At 57.0% G+C, this 17134-nt stretch carries 15 protein-coding genes; 3 read left to right on the forward strand and 12 right to left on the reverse strand.

What is annotated here, in order from left to right; translation table 11 throughout:
- From ACF8AM_RS03840 to ACF8AM_RS03860, 5 genes are all read right to left on the reverse strand, one after another.
- The coding region (locus ACF8AM_RS03840; protein ID WP_392554363.1) for a Gfo/Idh/MocA family protein at positions 1-453 on the reverse strand (453 nt) is incomplete at its 3' end.
- Positions 454-547: 94 nt separating this feature from the next.
- Entirely contained in the window at positions 548-2404 is a 1857-nt protein-coding gene (locus ACF8AM_RS03845; protein WP_392554364.1) for a SpoIIE family protein phosphatase, read from the reverse strand.
- Between the two features lie 235 nt (positions 2405-2639).
- Positions 2640-4853 carry a carboxypeptidase regulatory-like domain-containing protein gene (locus ACF8AM_RS03850; RefSeq protein WP_392554365.1) on the reverse strand — a complete coding sequence of 738 codons (2214 nt, stop codon included), beginning with the start codon at positions 4851-4853 and terminating at the stop codon, positions 2640-2642.
- A 61-nt stretch (positions 4854-4914) separates the two neighbouring features.
- Positions 4915-5133 (reverse strand): hypothetical protein, encoded by a 219-nt coding sequence (locus tag ACF8AM_RS03855; RefSeq protein WP_392554366.1) that lies wholly within the window; start codon positions 5131-5133, stop codon positions 4915-4917.
- Positions 5134-5337: 204 nt separating this feature from the next.
- Positions 5338-5910 carry a helix-turn-helix domain-containing protein gene (locus tag ACF8AM_RS03860; protein ID WP_007329551.1) on the reverse strand — a complete coding sequence of 191 codons (573 nt, stop codon included), beginning with the start codon at positions 5908-5910 and terminating at the stop codon, positions 5338-5340.
- A 1035-nt stretch (positions 5911-6945) separates the two neighbouring features.
- Between ACF8AM_RS03860 and moaC the strand changes: the two genes are divergently transcribed.
- Positions 6946-7476 (forward strand): cyclic pyranopterin monophosphate synthase MoaC, encoded by a 531-nt coding sequence (moaC, locus tag ACF8AM_RS03865; RefSeq protein WP_392554367.1) that lies wholly within the window; start codon positions 6946-6948, stop codon positions 7474-7476.
- A gap of 307 nt (positions 7477-7783) precedes the next feature.
- A complete protein-coding gene (locus ACF8AM_RS03870) occupies positions 7784-8764 on the forward strand; it encodes a polyprenyl synthetase family protein (RefSeq protein ID WP_392554384.1) in 981 nt (326 codons plus the stop codon).
- 366 nt (positions 8765-9130) lie between these two features.
- Here ACF8AM_RS03870 and ACF8AM_RS03875 read toward each other — a convergent pair whose 3' ends face one another.
- The 7 genes from ACF8AM_RS03875 to ACF8AM_RS03905 all read right to left on the reverse strand — a co-directional run bounded on the left by ACF8AM_RS03875 (position 9131) and on the right by ACF8AM_RS03905 (position 15658).
- On the reverse strand, positions 9131-10420 hold the full coding sequence (locus tag ACF8AM_RS03875; protein ID WP_392554368.1) for a beta-ketoacyl-[acyl-carrier-protein] synthase family protein: 1290 nt from the start codon (positions 10418-10420) through the stop codon (positions 9131-9133).
- A gap of 6 nt (positions 10421-10426) precedes the next feature.
- Positions 10427-10933, reverse strand: a complete 507-nt coding sequence (locus ACF8AM_RS03880; protein WP_392554369.1) for a 3-hydroxyacyl-ACP dehydratase FabZ family protein — start codon at positions 10931-10933, stop codon at positions 10427-10429.
- A 31-nt stretch (positions 10934-10964) separates the two neighbouring features.
- On the reverse strand, positions 10965-11354 hold the full coding sequence (locus tag ACF8AM_RS03885) for an acyl carrier protein (protein WP_099260043.1): 390 nt from the start codon (positions 11352-11354) through the stop codon (positions 10965-10967).
- A gap of 26 nt (positions 11355-11380) precedes the next feature.
- Complete coding sequence (locus tag ACF8AM_RS03890) at positions 11381-11914, reverse strand: 3-hydroxyacyl-ACP dehydratase FabZ family protein (protein WP_392554370.1); 534 nt, start codon at positions 11912-11914, stop codon at positions 11381-11383.
- A gap of 111 nt (positions 11915-12025) precedes the next feature.
- Positions 12026-12964 (reverse strand): ABC transporter ATP-binding protein, encoded by a 939-nt coding sequence (locus ACF8AM_RS03895; protein ID WP_392554371.1) that lies wholly within the window; start codon positions 12962-12964, stop codon positions 12026-12028.
- 46 nt (positions 12965-13010) lie between these two features.
- A complete protein-coding gene (locus tag ACF8AM_RS03900) occupies positions 13011-15341 on the reverse strand; it encodes a hypothetical protein (RefSeq protein WP_392554372.1) in 2331 nt (776 codons plus the stop codon).
- Positions 15338-15658 (reverse strand): MazG nucleotide pyrophosphohydrolase domain-containing protein, encoded by a 321-nt coding sequence (locus ACF8AM_RS03905; RefSeq protein ID WP_392554373.1) that lies wholly within the window; start codon positions 15656-15658, stop codon positions 15338-15340. Before ACF8AM_RS03905 ends, ACF8AM_RS03900 begins: the two co-directional genes overlap by 4 nt.
- 257 nt (positions 15659-15915) lie before the next feature.
- On the opposite strand from ACF8AM_RS03905, the gene ACF8AM_RS03910 reads away from it, so the two are divergent.
- On the forward strand, positions 15916-17088 hold the full coding sequence (locus ACF8AM_RS03910; protein ID WP_392554374.1) for a sulfotransferase family protein: 1173 nt from the start codon (positions 15916-15918) through the stop codon (positions 17086-17088).
- Positions 17089-17134: the final 46 nt, after the last annotated feature.

A 17134-nucleotide genomic window follows, 5' to 3' on the forward strand; every position in this document is an offset into this window, starting at 1 on the left:
AGGCAATCGATTGGAGTGATCAAACATCACGCCATCCATGAGGTTCACGCCGGCTTCGCGGCAGGCATCTGCCATCTCGTTGGCATCGTCGCTGTGAACCGCAAACGGTTTTTCGGCGATCACGTGTTTGCCAGCCGCAGCCGCAGCGAGCACCCATTTTTTGCGATGCGTTGTGGGGACGGCGATGTACACAGCGTCGATGTCATCGCGATCCAGCATCGCTTGGTAATCGCCCATCGCCTCGGGGCGAGTCAGTTCGGCGGAGCCATCGGGGGCCGTGATCACGGGTGGGCATTCCAACGAGCAATCGTGGATGAACGCTTCGGCTCGTTGGACGTCACGGCTGGCGACCGCGGCGACGACTCCGTTCCCGCTCATCCGGATCGCTTTCCAGTTTTTGCGAGCGATGTTCGCAGCACCCAAAATACCCCAGCGGCAGGTTGTCTTCGTCATGATGTGTGGTGTGTTTAAGAAAGCGACTAGTGTTCTGTGTTGGCGAACAAGAGGACATCCAAGCAATGACTGTCGTCAAGACCTTCGTCGAATGTCACTCGTTGTTCCCTGCCAGATCGGCTGGCAAGGTGTCATTGATATCCAGCTCGTTGATCGTTTCGGATTGTTTGGAAGAACCTGATGGTCCTTCATCGGAATCAGCGACGGCGGGCGGGTTGCGTGGTTTGTCTCCGGCGGCATCTTCGGTTCGTTCAATGATGACGAGGCACATGTCATCGAACTGCACCGCGCTGCCCATGTGCTCAAACGCTTGCCGGACGATTTCACCCTTGACGACTTTGGCCAGCGGTTCGTCGTCTTCGTCAGAGGGGGCTGCGTCGAGGATGGTTTGACGAATTGGATCGGTGCCCCATTCTTCTTCATCAGCGTTGAGTGCTTCGCTGAAGCCATCCGTGTACATCACGGCAAGGTCGCCAGCGTGCATGGGAACGGTCGTCACCGCGTATTCCATTCCCTCGTCGATGGCGATGGGCAAACCCGAATCTTCCTCCCCCGGTTCACTGATTTTTCCGGTCGCTGCATCGCGAACGATCGGAGGCATGTGCCCCGCGTTGACGATCTTGAGTTCATTGGAATTCGGGTCGATCACGACCAGCAGATACGTCACGAAGCGTTGGACTTCGAGTGCGCTCATGCGATCGTTGAGACGTTCCACTGCGCGAGCAAGATTGGGTTCGCTGGCGAGGCAAAATCGAGTCTCCGCGGATAGCTTTGCCATGTACATCGCGGCGGCGACACCGTGGCCGACAACATCGGCGACGACGACGGCAAGGCGTCCATCTGGTAGGTCGACATAATCGAAGTAGTCACCGCCGATGTGATTGGCTGCCTGGTAAAAACTTTCGAGATGATAGGTCGGGACCGTTGGCGCTTTGGCGGGAAGGAAGGCTCGCTGGACTTCGGTCGCGAGTTTGAGGTCTTGTTCGACTTCTTGTTGTCGTAGAGCTCGTTCGTGCATGCGAGCGTTGTTGATCACCACACTGGATTGGGCTGCGATGCCGGTCAGCAAGTCGATGTCTTCGTCTCGAAATTGGCCCCGACCTTGGGTGGAGTCAATTTGCAACGCACCGATGGCTTTCCCATCTTCGTCGTGCAGTGGCGCACACATCATCGAACGAATCGAAAAGTCAGCGATCGATTCGCTGCTATCAAACCGACTGTCGTCCATCGCGTCGAGCGACAGGATCGTGTGGCCGGTTTCCATGGTTTGACGAATGATGGTTCGGCTGATGCGAATCGTTTCGGTGTCGTCGGTCTTGTTTCGCAATTGGACCCAGCGTGGGACCAATGCTCCGTCGGGTGTTTCCATGACCACAAAGCCGCGGTCGGCGGACGGGAAAATCTGAAACAGACTGGAGAGCACTTTGGGCAGCACATCGTCGACGGAGATCGCACCGGTCAGGTTGCTGTTGATGGCGATCAAGGCGGCCAGTTTGGCTTCCGCCGTCGCTGACATTTTCAGCCCGTCATCTCCGGAACGGAATTCGACTTTCGGGCCGGTGATTTGCTTCGCGTGAGTCTCATCGACCATCAAGATCCCGAAGTTGGATCCATCGAAGGTCATTTCGCCACTGCCGCTTCCGCTGGCAAATCCCGGTGCTTCATCGCCGTGAAAGACCAGCATGACCTCGCTGATTCGAATCCGGTCGCCTTCGGAGAGCACGTGCGGTCGGGAAAGCAGTTGGCCGTTGACAAATGTTCCGTTGCGGCTGCCGGCGTCTTCGACGGCGAACTCATTGCCCGTTTTGACGATTTTCGCGTGGAAGCGGCTGACGGCTCCAGCGTCGACCACAATGTCGCAATCGGGGTGACGTCCCACTTGCATTTCGTCTCGGTCTAACTGAAACGTGCCCGAAGGGTTGCCGTCGATGGAAGCGGTGAGATGGGCCATGAAGTCACGGGGGGAAGGCGGGCACGGCTCGCGAGAAATCGCAATTTCACAAAAGCAGCTTAGGGCGGATCAATGATGCAAGGGATCGTCGTCCGTCGCGACGCGTTAGTGTAGCCGCTTCGTCCGAAACTCAAAACGAGGCGTCTCAGTCGCGGCGGAGCCAAACGCGAAAGCGTTCAGAGCCTGATGATGATCGCCGATTTCCACGGCCGATTTCCGCGAACGCACGGTTCAGTCACTTTGTCAGTTCGAGCTCGTGTTCACGTCCCGGTTCAATCGTGATCGCTTGCTGGTGAACCGATTGGATACGGTAGCCACCATTCCCGACAGGCACTGGTTTGGCCCGGAGGAGAACGGAATAGGTGCCGGAGGGAAGATTTGAGAAGACGAGTGGGGCCCCATCAACCAGCTTTTTTGATTCACTCTCGAAAGCCAAATCGACCGCGTTTTGGCCGTTGACGTAATCTTTCGCTTGCAATGTGACTGAGTCTGCGGTCGGCCAATCGTTCAGGTCCAGCTCGACCGTCAGACTGGCGGGGGCTTCGGCTTGGAAGACCAAGTCGGTGAGTTCCAGGTCGGAAAAATTCCGCAGGTTCGAGTAACGCTGCGACATCAAATTCGTACCGAAGTAAAACAACTCCAGCCACGGAGTCTCCTTGCGGACGCCGGTGAACTCGAATCGGCCGTCGGTGTCACTGGTGGTTTTAAAAACCTGCAAACATTGGTCTCGGTTTTCAATGTCGTCGCGTCGTAGCAACCCCCAGTGATAAAAACGCCAGCCCTGCATCCGGCCGTTGCCCATCGGTTGTGGGACAGCTTTGCCAACCAGCAATCGTATCGACGCACCGGCGATGGGTTTTCCTTCGAAGTCGAGCAGTTGGCCGGCGACGGAGTGGTAGTCTTCTGCCCGCAGGCGTTTCAGAGGCACGTCCAGCGTTTCGGCCGCTTCTGCTGATTGGACTTCGGCCCTTTCGATGATCTTGGTTTCGTAGCCATCCGCAGAAACGATCAGTTTGTACGGCGTGCCCGGCATCTGGCCGTTCAGGCGAAACTCCTTTTGGGTGCCCTGAATGTTTTCGCCCTGACGCGTCAGACCCGAGGAGATTCCTCCTGGACGAGGGTCGCCAGGTCGCCTGTCTTCGCAGAACCCGAGTTTGACATTGAAGCTGGCAATGGGAGCATTGGTTTCCGCGTCCACCGCGCGTGCGATCAGGACGCCAGCGGCTTGCAGTGGAAGTTCAAACTCTTCGTCAATGACTTGGACGAGGAGGTTTCGAACCGGGGCATACTTTGAAGGCGTTGAAAGGGTCAGTGTGGTTTGAGATTCCAGTCCGCGAATTTCGAACTTGCCATCGGCGTCGGTTTCAACTCGGCCTCCCAGACCGTTGAAGGGGTTCTCGCCGCCATCGTGATAGACGGTCAGTTTGGACGCTGGGGCACCGCTGGGAAGAATCACTTTGCCGCGAAGCGTCTTGCCAGGCTGAAGGCTGACCGTGAGTTGTGCAGGTGATTCGATGGTTCCCGGTTCGATGCCGTGCTGCACAGCGATGTAGCCATCTGCCTTGACCGTCACCTGGCACCCCGCGTAGCCGGCGTACAAATTTTGCAGCAGGCAGATACCTTCCTCATTGGTCTCTCCGGAGAGAGTGTCTGCGGTGCTGTTGCCTCGATTCGTCAGCTTTGCCCCCGGCAGCGGTTCGCCATCCTCGTCGAGCACGGTGACGCGGACGTCGCCGCCATAGGGACGTTTCAGCATCACAAAATCGGCTTGAGTCGATCCTTCCGCCGACGTTACCACGCATTCATGGTTGGCGCGGAGGTAACCGTCCTTGCTCGCGAAAAGTTGGAACGTTTTGTCGACGGGCAAACCGTCGAACGAAAACTCGCCGGCTGCATTTGTGACAGTCGATCCGTAGCCAGGTTCCATCCCACGTGATGTGGCACTGATCGAAACTTTGGTGTCGGCAATGGGTTGCTCGTTCCCGTCTCGCAGAATGCCGACCAGCTTCCCGCCACGGTCCAAGTCAAACCGAAGCGGGAGGACGGTTCCGAGTTCTTGCTTGGATGTTTTGAGGAACTTGGTGGCGTAGCCATCCGCTCGGGCGATGAAGTACCAATCTGAGATCGCCAAGTTTCGTGGCTTCGCGATGCCGTTCTCGCCGGTCACATATTCGCGAACGATGTCGGTCCAGCCAAACGAGATCCGTGCGTCAGGGATTGGTTGCCCCGTCTCGGCGTCGTGCACGGCCACGTCGTAGCCACAGCCCGGATGCAGATTCAATTCGATGTCGCTGGGTTCGCTCGGCGGTTCTGCTTCGACGTGGATGATGGCGCCTCGCAGTTTCTCAGCCAGCGTCGTGAATTGATCCGTCTCAGCCCACAAGCGATGTCTGCCGACGGGCACGTCGTCGAACTGAAAGGTTCCGTCCGGTTGGGTTTTCGTTCTCAACGGATGGGTGGGCAAACGGAACGAGCGTCCGTTGCTTTCCAGGAGAAAGACGGTGGCGGAGTTAGCGGGACTGCCGTCCGGCATCACGATGGTGCCGGTAACCGCGGCACCACTGACGAGCCGAGGGGCTTTCTCCGTCGTGTCCTGCGCCAGGATTGGCGACAAACAGGTGCTCGCGAAGCAAGCGAAGAGAATCCACACACTTCTCGAGCACATCGTCTTCCCGTGGCGCATGGCTGACCTCGATGATTCCAATGGACGAACGCGAACAATCGACCATGGTTTTATCGATCCCAGAGAGGGGACGCAAATTTGGGTCGCAAGAAAGTTGCGATGTGCCAAGTGTTTTGTTCACGCAACCCATTCGTCGATGATGGCGAATGGTTGATGAGGGCATGTGCCAACGAAAAAACGCCCTTCATGCGAGCGGGTTCGCATGAAGGGCGTCGAGGCGGGGTGGCACAGAGGCCCATCAAAGTTGGTCTTAGACCAACTCCTTCTTTGCTCCGACGAGGGTTCGCAAACGTTCTGCCAACAAGTGGGCGTCGAACGGTTTCTTGAACGTCTCGTTGATGCTGCTGCGATCGAAGCTCATTGGTTGGCCATCATCTGGCAGCAACGCAATCAACACGATATCGGTGAAATCGATGTTCTTTCGCAGGTTTTGGCAAATCTGAACCGCTTCGATCTTGCCGATCGAGAAGTCCACGATGATGCAGTCTGGGTTGAAGCTTTCGGCTTGAATGCCTGCTTCAAATCCGCTGGCTGCAACAGCGACTTTGAACGATTTCTCGGGTGGCAATTCACGCTTCAGGTTCTCGATGAGAACTTGATCCTGGGCAACGATCAGGCACTTTGCCATCGCTTCGTCTTCCAGGTCGCCCAAGGGCATACCATGCTCTTTCAAGAATTTGATCAAATACTCCCGCGGGATCCGTCGATCTTGCGATCCAGGAATACGGTAGCCTTTCAAACGCCCCGAATCGAACCATTTACTAACAGTTCGTGGGGCAACTTTACAGATCTTGGCGACCTGTCCAGTTGTGAAGACCTTCATACTAGGTGCTCCAAAACGCCTCGTTGATTCTTCCCTTGGAACAATGGTGCGTCGGTAACCATTGCCCCTGTGGCCCTTCTTTCGTTCTTCGTTCTCCTCCACACGCTCTCAACGAAAAATGCTCGGTGAGAACCAATCTGTTCACGGTGGGTCGTGCGCCGATTGATGGTGGTTGAGGCTGTCAAACGCTGGGTCTGGGCCTGCCGGCTCGCGTCCTGCTGAACGCTTTCCGATTCGGGATTCTCGCGATGAAAATGTAATGAGTCTGTTCAAACGACTGCATGGGTGTGCAATCGGCGGGAAGAACCATAGAAAGCCCCCAAGTGACACTCGGCCCAGCGTTCCGCAACATCGCACTCGTTTCAATTCCCCCAACGTCATCCTGACCTTGGGTTCCTGCAATACGATTTGTTGGTGCGGAACGATCGGCTGAGATCGCCCGTTGGCAGTGCTAGGAATCACCGATGCGATCGTGGTTCGTCCTCATGACGAACCCATCCCGCGGTGGTGAGACACCGAAGCACCTTTTCCCAGAATTCCCCCCTGGGTGTCGGAGAGCGTTTCAACCGAAGCCAAACTGCTCCCTTCCGAGACATAGTGTCGAGTAAATCCGGGTCAACTCTTTAATGTGATTCATCGCGAACAATCACTATCAGCGAATCGACTGCTCGAATCACGTGTTTTGCTTGTCAACATCAATCAACATCGCCAAAAAAACTTTCCCAAATCTTTTTGATCGGATGCCGGGGATGACGATTTGGTTCCCCTCGCCCACCCGGATTGGGTGATCACGGCGGCTTCAGGTGGCGGAATCATCGTTCCGAACGCCAGGATCGTCACGCGGGAGCTGGCTCGTCGAGCGGGCAGGTTCGATTGAGCCCGGCGACTCCGAATGTGCGCCCCACTTTGGTTGTGCTCATGTGGGCGGCAGCTAAAGTTGCTCTCAACGGATGCCTCTGCGGACTGGTTTTGCTTCTTGGCTGTTGTTGGTTAGTCCCGCCTTCTTTCAATTGCAATCGTTGTTTGGTCTCCGCCATGAAACCCGATCCTCAATCGACTCATTTCAACGCTGCCGGCGAAGTCCACATGGTTGATGTGAGCGGAAAGAACACCACGGTTCGCGAGGCGGCTGCGTCGGCGTTGATTCGCATGTCCGCCGATGCCGCTCAAGCCATTCGCCGTGGCGATTCGAAAAAGGGCGACGTTTTAGCTGTGGCGAGGTTGGCGGGAATCTCCGGGGCCAAATGGACCTCGCACTTGATCCCGCTGTGTCACGCGATTCCGATCGAAGCGGTCTCGATCGATTTTGAGTGGGGGGCGGATCCGGACGCCGACGACGTCGATGCGGCTGGCAGGCAGACGCTGCGCTGCATTGCGACGGCTCGAACGACAGGCAAGACCGGCATTGAGATGGAAGCGATGACCGCGGCCACGACCGCCGCCCTGACGGTGTACGACATGCTGAAATCAGTGGACCGGTCGATGGAGATCGATCAGGTGCGACTGGAGTCGAAGTCCGGCGGCAAGAGCGGTTTGTATCGACGAACGCCCGCGACCGGACCGTGACGGCAGAGGATTCCGTCGTTTCAGGAATCCTGCGGTGATTCGAGGTTGTCCTCGGGCCCGGCGTTCGGTTTAAGTCATACGGGGGTATTCATAAACGCCCGGTCGCCAGATGATTGGCGGTTTTCCATTTCCCTTTTGTTTCACCAGTCGTTTCATGGATCGGTCTGTGGTTCCACCGTCGTCAAAGTCCGATGTTTCCAAGCGAGCGGACCAATCCGATTTGTCCGCCAATGTTTCCGATGGCGATCCGCGTTCATCTTTGGACGCAGGTGAATCCAGTCCCCTGCGATCGATTTACGCTCCGATTGTGGAGTCATTGGAAGCCGTGGATGCTCGTTTGCATCGTGAATTGCAATCTCGATACGAGGCATTGGTGCCTGTGTTGCGTCACGGAACCCAGCTTGGTGGGAAGCGATTGCGACCCGCGTTGCTGTTGCTTTCCGGGGCTGCAACACACGCGGACCGGACAGCCAAGAACCCGCTGACGACCGAGGAATCCGCCACCACCGAAGATCATGTGGTGATGGCGACCGTGGTCGAAATGGTTCACACTGCGACATTGATTCACGATGACGTTTTAGACAAAGCGACGACTCGCCGGCACGTTCCAACCATCAATGCTCGGTGGAACGATGACACCAGCATTCTGTTGGGCGATTATCTGTTTGCTCAGAGCTTTTACCTAGCGGCAACGTTGCCTTCGACTCTCGCGTGTCGCCTGGTTGGACAAGCCGCCCAGAAGGTTTGCGAGGGGGAACTGCGTCAGGTGCTCGGACGCGATTGGTTGGATATCGACGAGGAAACCTACCTCGACATCATTCGGGGCAAAACCGCCGAACTGACGCGTGTGTCATGTCAGATCGGTGCCGATCTCAGTGGCGGTGATGAAGACCAAGTCGAAGCGTTCGCGCGATTTGGCAATGATCTTGGGATCGCCTTTCAGATCGCGGACGATTTCCTGGATCTGTGGGGCGACGACGACGATGTCGGCAAAACATTGGGAACGGATCTCCAGCAAGGCAAGATCACATTGCCGCTGATTCGGTTGCTTCGCCACGATGACCCGGCCGTTGCGACGGCTGCGTTGGATGCGTTGCGATTGCCGCCGGAGGATCGGTTGGGCGGCGTGATGCCACTGCTGAGGAAGAGCGATGCAGCGGATTACACGCGAAAAGTGGCGGAATCGTATCGCCTCAATGCCATCGAAGCGATCAGTGGATTCGCACCTTCGTCGGCGCTGGAGTCGCTGAAGACGATCGCTGATTTTGCAGTCGATCGGAAGTTCTGAAGCGGGCCTGATACCGGGCCGAGAGAAGTGCCTGTCACCTCAGTCCACAACGACGTTTCAGCGCATGGAGGATGGGCACTCTTGCCCGTCAGCGTCGTCCAGGACCACCTATCTCAACCCGACGCGTGAGCGAGGGACTCCCACGACTGCCGCATCCGGGGGCGACCGTTTGCTTTCCGGCATCGGTCTCTCGGGGTTTCCGCCCCGAGCTAAGCACGACGGCCGTATCCGGGGGCGAAACCGAGACGCCAGCCACCATTTATTTTTCGAACGTCCCGTTGGGCCGTGGTACAGAACTGAAGCCAAAGCCGCGTTGCCTCGGGGCGCCGTGTGAAAACGCGGCGTCTAAAAACGGCACTGCCTGCGTCAGCCGTCGAAACGACTGAGACACAGAGTCACGTTTTGGCCGCCGAAGCCGAAGCTGTTGTTCAGGGCATGTGTGATCGTGGCGGGGCGTGCTTCGTTGGGCACGTAATCCAGATCGCAATCAGGGTCGGGCGTTTCTTGGTTGATCGTTGGCGGCAAAACGGAATCGCGAATTGCCATCAGGCAGACGATCATCTCGGTCACGCCTGCAGCAGCGATCAGGTGACCCATCATGCTTTTGGTGCTGCTGACTGGGGTTTGATCGGCGTTGTCACCGAACACTTCGCGGCACGCTTTGGTTTCAACGCGGTCGTTGACCTTGGTGCTGGTCCCGTGAGCGTTGACGTAACCGATGTCAGAGGGGTTCAGACCTGCGTCGGCGATTGCCATTCGCATGGATGCGATCCCACCGTGACCATCCGGTGGAATGTCAGTGATGCGATAGGCATCGGCGGTGGTGCCGTAGCCCGCGACTTCACCGTAGATCGTGGCCCCGCGTTTCTTAGCGGATTCGAGTTCTTCCAGCACGACCATGGCGGAGCCTTCGCCGAGGACGAAGCCATTGCGTCCGGCGTCGAAGGGGCGGCTGGCCTTGGTGGGATCGTCGTTGCTTTCGCTCAGTGCGGTCAGCAGGTTGAATCCGGTCACGCCAAACGGGTGAATCATGCTGTGCGTTCCGCCGGCTAGCATCGCGTCGGCTTCACCGCGGCGGATGATTTCGGTGGCTTCGCCGACCGCTTGGCTGCTCGCTGCACAAGCGGTCAAGCAGTTGAAATTCGGGCCTTGGGCGTTGAAGCGAGCGGCCAGGTGAGCCGCAGGCATGTTCGGTTCTTGTTCCAGTTCTTTGGCTGGATCCAGCAGGTTCAAGCCTGCCGCGATGAACTTGGTTGGGTCGTAGGAGCCGTCTTCGAGTGCGGCCACCATCATTTTGCTGAAGGTGTTGAAGTCTTGGTTGCCTTCCCCGCTGCCCAAGTACACGCCCAATCGCGTTGGGTCTTTCATGGTCGACAGAACGCCGCTGTCTTTCATCGCTTGGGTGGCGGCGGCGATGGCGACTTGGGTGTGTCGTCCGCGTTGGACGTGTTTTTCACCGTCTTCGACCGCTTGGGTGATGTCCCAGTTTTTGATTTCCGCGCTGATTCGCGTGGGGAAACCACTGGCATCAAACAGCGTGGTGGGCGCAACGCCACTGCCGCCTGCTTGTAGACCAGACCAAACGGTGGCGACATCCCAACCCATGGGGTTGATCATACCGATCCCGGTGACGACGACTCGGCGACGCGACGACATGGATGTTTACAGATTTTCGTGAAAGGGAATCGGTTCTCCGTCAGCCGTGACGGCGACGTGAAAGAAGTTCATCATTCGCATCATGGCCAGCAAATCGCCTGGATTGAAAAGCGGTCCATCGACCAAGTGGCCTTCTTCGAGAAAGGCAAACATCAGGTCAACTTCGGCTTGTAGTTCACCATCGCAGTGGCTAGTGCCAGTGACGGTGGCGCCGCTGTCTTGAGTGCGTTCTAGTTTGACATGGTACTGCAACGAGTCGCCAGGTCGGGCCGGTGCATAGTACTTGGCGCTGCCCACTTTGGCCAAAACGACCCGTTTGGAGAAGCCAAATTTCTCATGCACCAGGATCCCGCCCAACTGAGCGAGACCCTCGATAATCAACGTCGGCGGAAGCATCGTGTGACCGAGGCAGTAATCGTCAACGACTTCTTCGTCCAACGCGACGTTTTTCACGCCGGACGCATGAGAACCGCTCACAAATTCGGTGAAGCGATCCACCCAAAACCATCGCATGGCAGGCTGCCTTCGGTTGTAACGCGGATGCTTACTGGTTGACTTTGCTGTTGACGTAATTGCACAAGTCGCCGACGGTCAGCAGGTTGCCGAAGTCTTGAACCCGTGGGTTTTCTTGGAATTTCGACAGGTCAGCCCAAGGCATGCGTTTTTTCAGTTCAGCCATTCCGTCCGCGGTGACCACGCCGTCTTGGACGTATTGGCTGTTGGTCAGGATGTCTTCTGGCGACAATTCTTCGCGAGGGATTTGGATATCGAAAGCTTTTTCGAGCTTGAACACGATGTCCAAGAAGTCAATGGATTCGGCGCCGAGGTCGCCCACCAAAGTGGCGTCGCGAGTGGTTTCGTCGTCATCGACACCCAATGCGTCGACGAGAGCTTCTTGGACTTTGGTGAAAATTTCGTCTTCTGAGAGCGCCATCGTGCGTTCCTAATCCTAAGTGTGTTTCAAACAGAGTGAGGGGTCATGGTCGGCGAAACGTTTTCACCGGGACGACGCAGGGCCATCGCGGCGGGGGAGTCGCTGAACAGGGAAAAAAATTGCTCGCGAGAGAGTCGTTGAACGTCCGCGTCGGTACCAAGATGGTCCGGGTCGCCACTAGAGCAACTCTCCAGTACCAAGCGGGCTGAGACGGTCGTTCGGTCGCCTTTGCGGGCTTTCGCTTTGACAATCGTCAACGCGCCGTCGCGTTTGAATATCTCGGCTTCCACCGTCAACGTCTCGCCGGGGGACAGAAAATCACCAAATTTGACGCTCTTGGCTTCGCGAAGGAGGACCAGAGCGGAATCAAAATCGGGAGACATTCGTACCAACCACACCGCGGCTTGATGCAATGCTTCGAGCATCATCACGCCGGGCATGACGGGGAATCGGGGGAAATGGTCGGCCAGGTACTCTTCATCCGCTGCCAAGGTTCGTTCACCGACCAAGCGTTGGCCGGGCGTCAGTTCGGTAATTCGGTCGATTTGGCGGTATTTCATGCCGCGTAACTTAGTACCCCGCCCAAAACGCCTCAACCACAGAATCGCTACAGAATGGCACCCAATGGCCCGAATCGACCAAATTTGTCTGCCGGGATGCTCCCGCGGGGGTCACATTCGGGTGCTGGTGCCTTTGGTGAGCGCCATGAAGGCGGATTCGAGGTCGAGTTCTTCTTCGGCAAATCGTTTCAGTCCGATGCCGTTTTCGATCAGCAATTTCGGCAATTCGCTGTAGTCGTCCGTGTCGCTGTTCAGAATCACCCGCACCGCGTCGTCGCCCGGCTGAGTTGACTGGACCAGGGGATGCCCCTGAAACAACTTCGCGATTTGGGCCATTTGTTCGCGTTGGCTGGGCTGGATGATCAGCACCGTGTGCTCGCGAACCATGCGAATCACCTCGGTCACGCGAGCGTTCTGTTTGAGTTCGCCGCGGTCGATGATCCCGACTTTGTTACAGACGTCGGCGAGTTCCGGCAGGATGTGACTGCTGACGATCACGGTTTTTCCCATTTCGCCGAGTCTGCGTAGCAGGTTTCGCATCTCAATCCGAGCTCGCGGGTCGAGACCTGAAAGCGGCTCGTCGAGCAGCAGGACTTGGGGATCGTGTAGCAACGTCCGCGCCAGCCCCAGACGCTGGGTTTGTCCGCGAGAAAGCGTGTTGGCGTAGGCGTCGCGTTTGAAGTCCAGATCGACGACTTCCAGCATCTCGTTGACGCGTTTGCGACGAGCTTCGCCTCCAATTCGGTACGCGGCGGCAAAGAATTCGAGGTACTCGACCACGGTCATGTCATCGTAGACGCCGAAGAAATCGGGCATGTAGCCGACCAACCGCCGGATTTCTTTGGGCTGCGTGTGAACGCTGTGTCCGCACACGTAGGCCTCGCCCCAACTGGGTTCCAACAGCGTGGCGATGATCCGCATTGTCGTCGTTTTGCCAGCTCCATTGGGGCCGATGAAACCGAACAAATCGCCCGCTTCCAGATCCAAATCAATGGCGCGGATCGCGAATGCGTCGCCGTATTTTTTCGTCAGGTCAACTGTCTTGATCACGAGCCGGCACGATGCAGAACAAGGGAAACAAACGGGGGGAATTCGATCAACGCCGGACTTCTTCGACCGGCAAAATCAAACGGACGTAGGAATTGGATTGCTCGGAAGTCGCCAGCGACTCAGCGGTTTCGGAGCTGCGGTTTGAATTGGCGGTCTCAGGAGTCACCACCAATTCCGACCAAGGCGATTGGCAGCGTCCCACCAAAATGCAGCGGTCCGCTGTCAACAGAGAAGTGAAATCGAGATGCCCCAGCACTTCGTTGCGAAGCACGGTGTAGCGTGGTCCGCCGACCGCGTCATGGAACATCAGCATTTCTGCCAAACGCCGCGGTTGGTCGACGACCGTCACGTCCCATGACTCGCCTTCCGAATTGCTTTCCAAGGCTCGCTGGCGAGACAATTGCCAGCGAAAGTTCTTCTGGCGAAGGGAGTCAATTTCGTCGATTTGCGAACCGGCGGGGAGTCGGGTCGGAAGCAGGTAGACCCAGTTTTGATAGATCAGCATGCCGTCCAGCAAGTCGACGGGCAGCGTGTTGACGAGTTTGCCATTGAGAAGTTCGCTGCCCCGACGCCGCTGGAGCAATTGTTCTTGCATGTCGGTCGAAAACTGGGTTTCCAGAGCGATCGATTTGCTGCTGCGTGGTGCCAGGTGCATCCCCGCGATCTGGCTGCTCAAAGGCGAGGCTGGATCATTTTGGTTCAGCAACACGTTGCAGGATTCGCCGGACGATTCAATTTGGATGCCGCCCATCGAGAGGCTCGGGGCTCCAAATGGGGCCAACATTTGGTGATGGAATTTGTCGGCGACCGCATTGGTATCGGCTGTCGTTCGTGTCGCGATCCGAACGCGGTTGGACGGGTGTGAATAAACGAACGCCCAGCGAAACAAGCGTCCGAAACCAGATTCGGCATCGATGTCCACGAATTCGATGGAGTTGGTGCGAAGCAACGCGTCGTCGGCGGCCGAAGGGGCGGTGTCCGATGCATCGTTGGTCGCGACGTTTTCCGGAATGTTGGGCTGGGCGGCCATCCAGAGTCCGGCCGACAAGGCGACGGAGACCACCGGGAATGTCAGCCAGCCAATCCAGGCACGCTGGTTGAATTTTCGCATCAACAAGTAGTCGAGCGGGCCGACCAAAGCGATCAGCAAGCCGATGATGACCGCGAGAACCGCGAAGCTGAACGGGCGTTTGAGCTCGAAGCGATCCAGCGTCGCGCGGGTTTGTCCCGCCAAGTCGGCAAAACCACTCAGCCGAACGCTTTCACTGACGTTGTCCTCGTCGGCATGCCGCAGTGAATCGCCGATCAACAGCATGACCAAGTCCATTCGTTCAGGCCACTCGGCGAACTTGGGAGATTCCAGGTCCGCAGCAAGCACCGTGATTCGGCCAAATCCTGACACATAGCGAACCGCGAAAGGGAGGCTGACCCGGCGGTTCGTTCGGCCCGTGATCAGCATTTCGCCAGAACCGTCTCGCCCAAATGTTTTTGGGAGTTGCAGGCCTTCGAATGGGGGCAGACGCGTTTGGCTGCTCGTGAAGGTTTCTAATCCAGACGGATCCAAGCGTGTGGTCTTGGCTTCGACCACTGCACTGGGCAGCAAGTCCGCCAACCAATCGGCGGTCTCCAGCAGCGATTCAGCTTTCTCGCCCAAAGTCAGCAAGACTTCGCCGCCGTTTTGAACCCATTGAGCGAGCGCGGTGCGCTGTGAAGGGCTCAGCTCTTTCAAAATCGGAATGCCAGCCGCGTTGACAACCAAGAGGTCGATGCCATTGAGTGCCAAGGCATGATCCGGGACCGCTGCAGGGTCTTCGATGCGTGTCACCGCAACGGAGGCAGCACGATTCAGAAGTTCGTTCAATCCGATGGTGTCGATCGACAGTGCGTCGCCGAAAACCATCACCCATGGCATTCCCAACGGGATCATGGAGGGCCCGTTGGCGGGAACACCCGTTTCAGGCAACCGGGTTCGGGCCAGGATCTGATCGCCGGATCGGATGATGACCGGAGCCGCTTCGCTGCCCGGAATCGCCAGAGCGAAGGGAGAATCGTCGGACAGATTGGGTTGTTGATAGGTGACCACTGCGCCGTCACCCACCACCGTCTCAATCACCAGATCGTTGAGTTGATTGACCGGAATGGCATCGTCAAACGTCGATTCACCGGCCGCGGTTTTCAGCCGAATCGCCGTCCACTGCCCGGCCCGGTAGTGGCCCTGGATTCCAGCCCAATTGGCCTCGTTTTCGCGAGACGTTGATTCCTGAGCGGTGCCGTGGGGTGCAAAGATGCATGACACGATGACCAGCAAAAATGCTAGCCAAGTGGGGCAGGTGCGGGGACTGGTTCGGCGTGGAGGAAGTGATTTCCAGCAGTTCATGGTTTTTCGCTCAGGCTGCATTCGCACTGAAATCGGCCGCAGCCAGGGCATCCATTGCCGTATTTCTTGGACAACGCGTCGGCCAAATCGATGTCGGCCACATTCGCAATCGTGAACAGCCAAGCGATGACGTCGGCAAACTCTTCGGCCAAGTTCTCTCGGTCATCCCCCCGAAGGGCGGAGGAGAGCTCCCCAACTTCTTCCATCAACCACATGAACGTGCCATCGACACCACGCGCGACGTCTTTGTCGTAATACATGCGGTGGATGTGCTGTTGCAGATCCGCGATCGAGAGATCTTTGCTAGGAGACGGCATGAAGAGATTGGGCGGAGAAGGCGGAATTCGGCGAGGCCGAGCGGAAGTTTGAATTCGATAGGACGGATCAGGCTACTTGGAAGCTCTTAACACGCAAAAAATCTGGGTTCGATCAATTCAGATGATAGGCCAATTCGGCTGGGACGCGTATTCTAGCGAGCCGAATCGGAACCGCGAGGCACCTTGGCATGCCTCCTTCTTGTGTCACGCTGTCTACTACCGTTCCACTCAACTTCGGCACTCTTGCAACCAGTCGCATGGAATCCAGTTCGAAACCCGAAGTCTCTCCAACGCCTTCCGCCCCAGTGGTGACCTCCAAACCGGACAAGCTGAACTCCTACCCGTTCTACAGCCCCCGTTTTTGGCATGGGATGCGGCCGGGGGCATGGTGGCGGTTGTTGCGCAGTGGCAACTTCGAAATCAGTCCCTCACGAATTCCGATGGTGATCAGCGTTTCGCTGACAACGTTCATCAACACGCTGTTGACGGTGCTGCAGAACGTTTTGTTCGCGCGGAGTTTTCGAGAAGCGGAATTGCATGGGCCACCTGTGTTCATTGTGGGGCATTGGCGAAGCGGCACGACGCTGCTGCATGAATTGATGGTTCGCGATGAACGGTTCAGCAGTCCGTCGACTTTTCAGTGCTTTGCGCCCTCGCACTTTCTGGTGACGCAGTGGTTCTTTCGGAAATTCGCAGGGTGGTTGCTGCCTGGCAAACGGCCGATGGACAACATGGATGCCGGTTGGGATCGACCTCAAGAAGACGAATTCGCGTTGATGAACTTGGGGCTGCCTTCGCCCTACCGCCGGATCGCATTCCCGCGACAAAATCAGGTCAACATGGAGTACTTGGATCTGAACGACATCACCGCGAAAGAACGCGAAAATTGGTTGGGGACGCTGCGTGCGTTTTTGTTGCGTGTCAGCGTTTCGACGAATCGGCCGCTGGTGATCAAAAGTCCCACTCACACCGGTCGAATCGGTCACTTGGCTCGCGCATTCCCGCAGGCCAAATTCGTTCACATCACTCGCGACCCCAGGTCGTTGTTTCCAAGCACCTGCCGGTTGTGGCGAAGTTTGGACGAAGTGCAGTCACTGCAAACCAGCAATGAAGAAGGTTTGGACGAGTACGTGCTGACTTGTCTGACCAAAATGTACGATTCCTTTCACGCGGATCGGCAAGAAATCGATGACCATCACATCATCGACATACGCTACGAAGATTTGATCGCGGAACCGGTGGACACGCTCAGGAAAATCTACGAGTCACTGCGTCTGAGCGATTTTGACACGGTCAGTGAAGACATTCAGGACTGGGCCGACAACGAACATCGACAATACAAAACCAACACGCACCAGTTGGATCCCGAGCAAGAAAAACGCTTGCTGGAACGCTGGAGCGACTATTTTGACCGGTACGGATACCGCTGATTCTTCTTCGCACTCTTTGCTTGGCATTCACTGGATCGTTTGGAAA

This window comes from Rhodopirellula sp. JB055 (assembly GCF_043100905.1).
Taxonomy (GTDB): Bacteria; Planctomycetota; Planctomycetia; order Pirellulales; family Pirellulaceae; genus Rhodopirellula.

Coding starts and splice junctions, on each gene's coding strand:
- ACF8AM_RS03845 (WP_392554364.1), bottom strand. CDS start 2,404: ATGGCCCATCTCACCGCTTCCATCGACGGCAACCCTTCGGGCACGTTT.
- ACF8AM_RS03855 (WP_392554366.1), bottom strand. CDS start 5,133: ATGGTCGATTGTTCGCGTTCGTCCATTGGAATCATCGAGGTCAGCCAT.
- ACF8AM_RS03860 (WP_007329551.1), bottom strand. CDS start 5,910: ATGAAGGTCTTCACAACTGGACAGGTCGCCAAGATCTGTAAAGTTGCC.
- moaC (WP_392554367.1), top strand. CDS start 6,946: ATGAAACCCGATCCTCAATCGACTCATTTCAACGCTGCCGGCGAAGTC.
- ACF8AM_RS03875 (WP_392554368.1), bottom strand. CDS start 10,420: ATGTCGTCGCGTCGCCGAGTCGTCGTCACCGGGATCGGTATGATCAAC.
- ACF8AM_RS03880 (WP_392554369.1), bottom strand. CDS start 10,933: ATGCGATGGTTTTGGGTGGATCGCTTCACCGAATTTGTGAGCGGTTCT.
- ACF8AM_RS03885 (WP_099260043.1), bottom strand. CDS start 11,354: ATGGCGCTCTCAGAAGACGAAATTTTCACCAAAGTCCAAGAAGCTCTC.
- ACF8AM_RS03890 (WP_392554370.1), bottom strand. CDS start 11,914: ATGAAATACCGCCAAATCGACCGAATTACCGAACTGACGCCCGGCCAA.
- ACF8AM_RS03900 (WP_392554372.1), bottom strand. CDS start 15,341: ATGAACTGCTGGAAATCACTTCCTCCACGCCGAACCAGTCCCCGCACC.
- ACF8AM_RS03905 (WP_392554373.1), bottom strand. CDS start 15,658: ATGCCGTCTCCTAGCAAAGATCTCTCGATCGCGGATCTGCAACAGCAC.
- ACF8AM_RS03910 (WP_392554374.1), top strand. CDS start 15,916: ATGGAATCCAGTTCGAAACCCGAAGTCTCTCCAACGCCTTCCGCCCCA.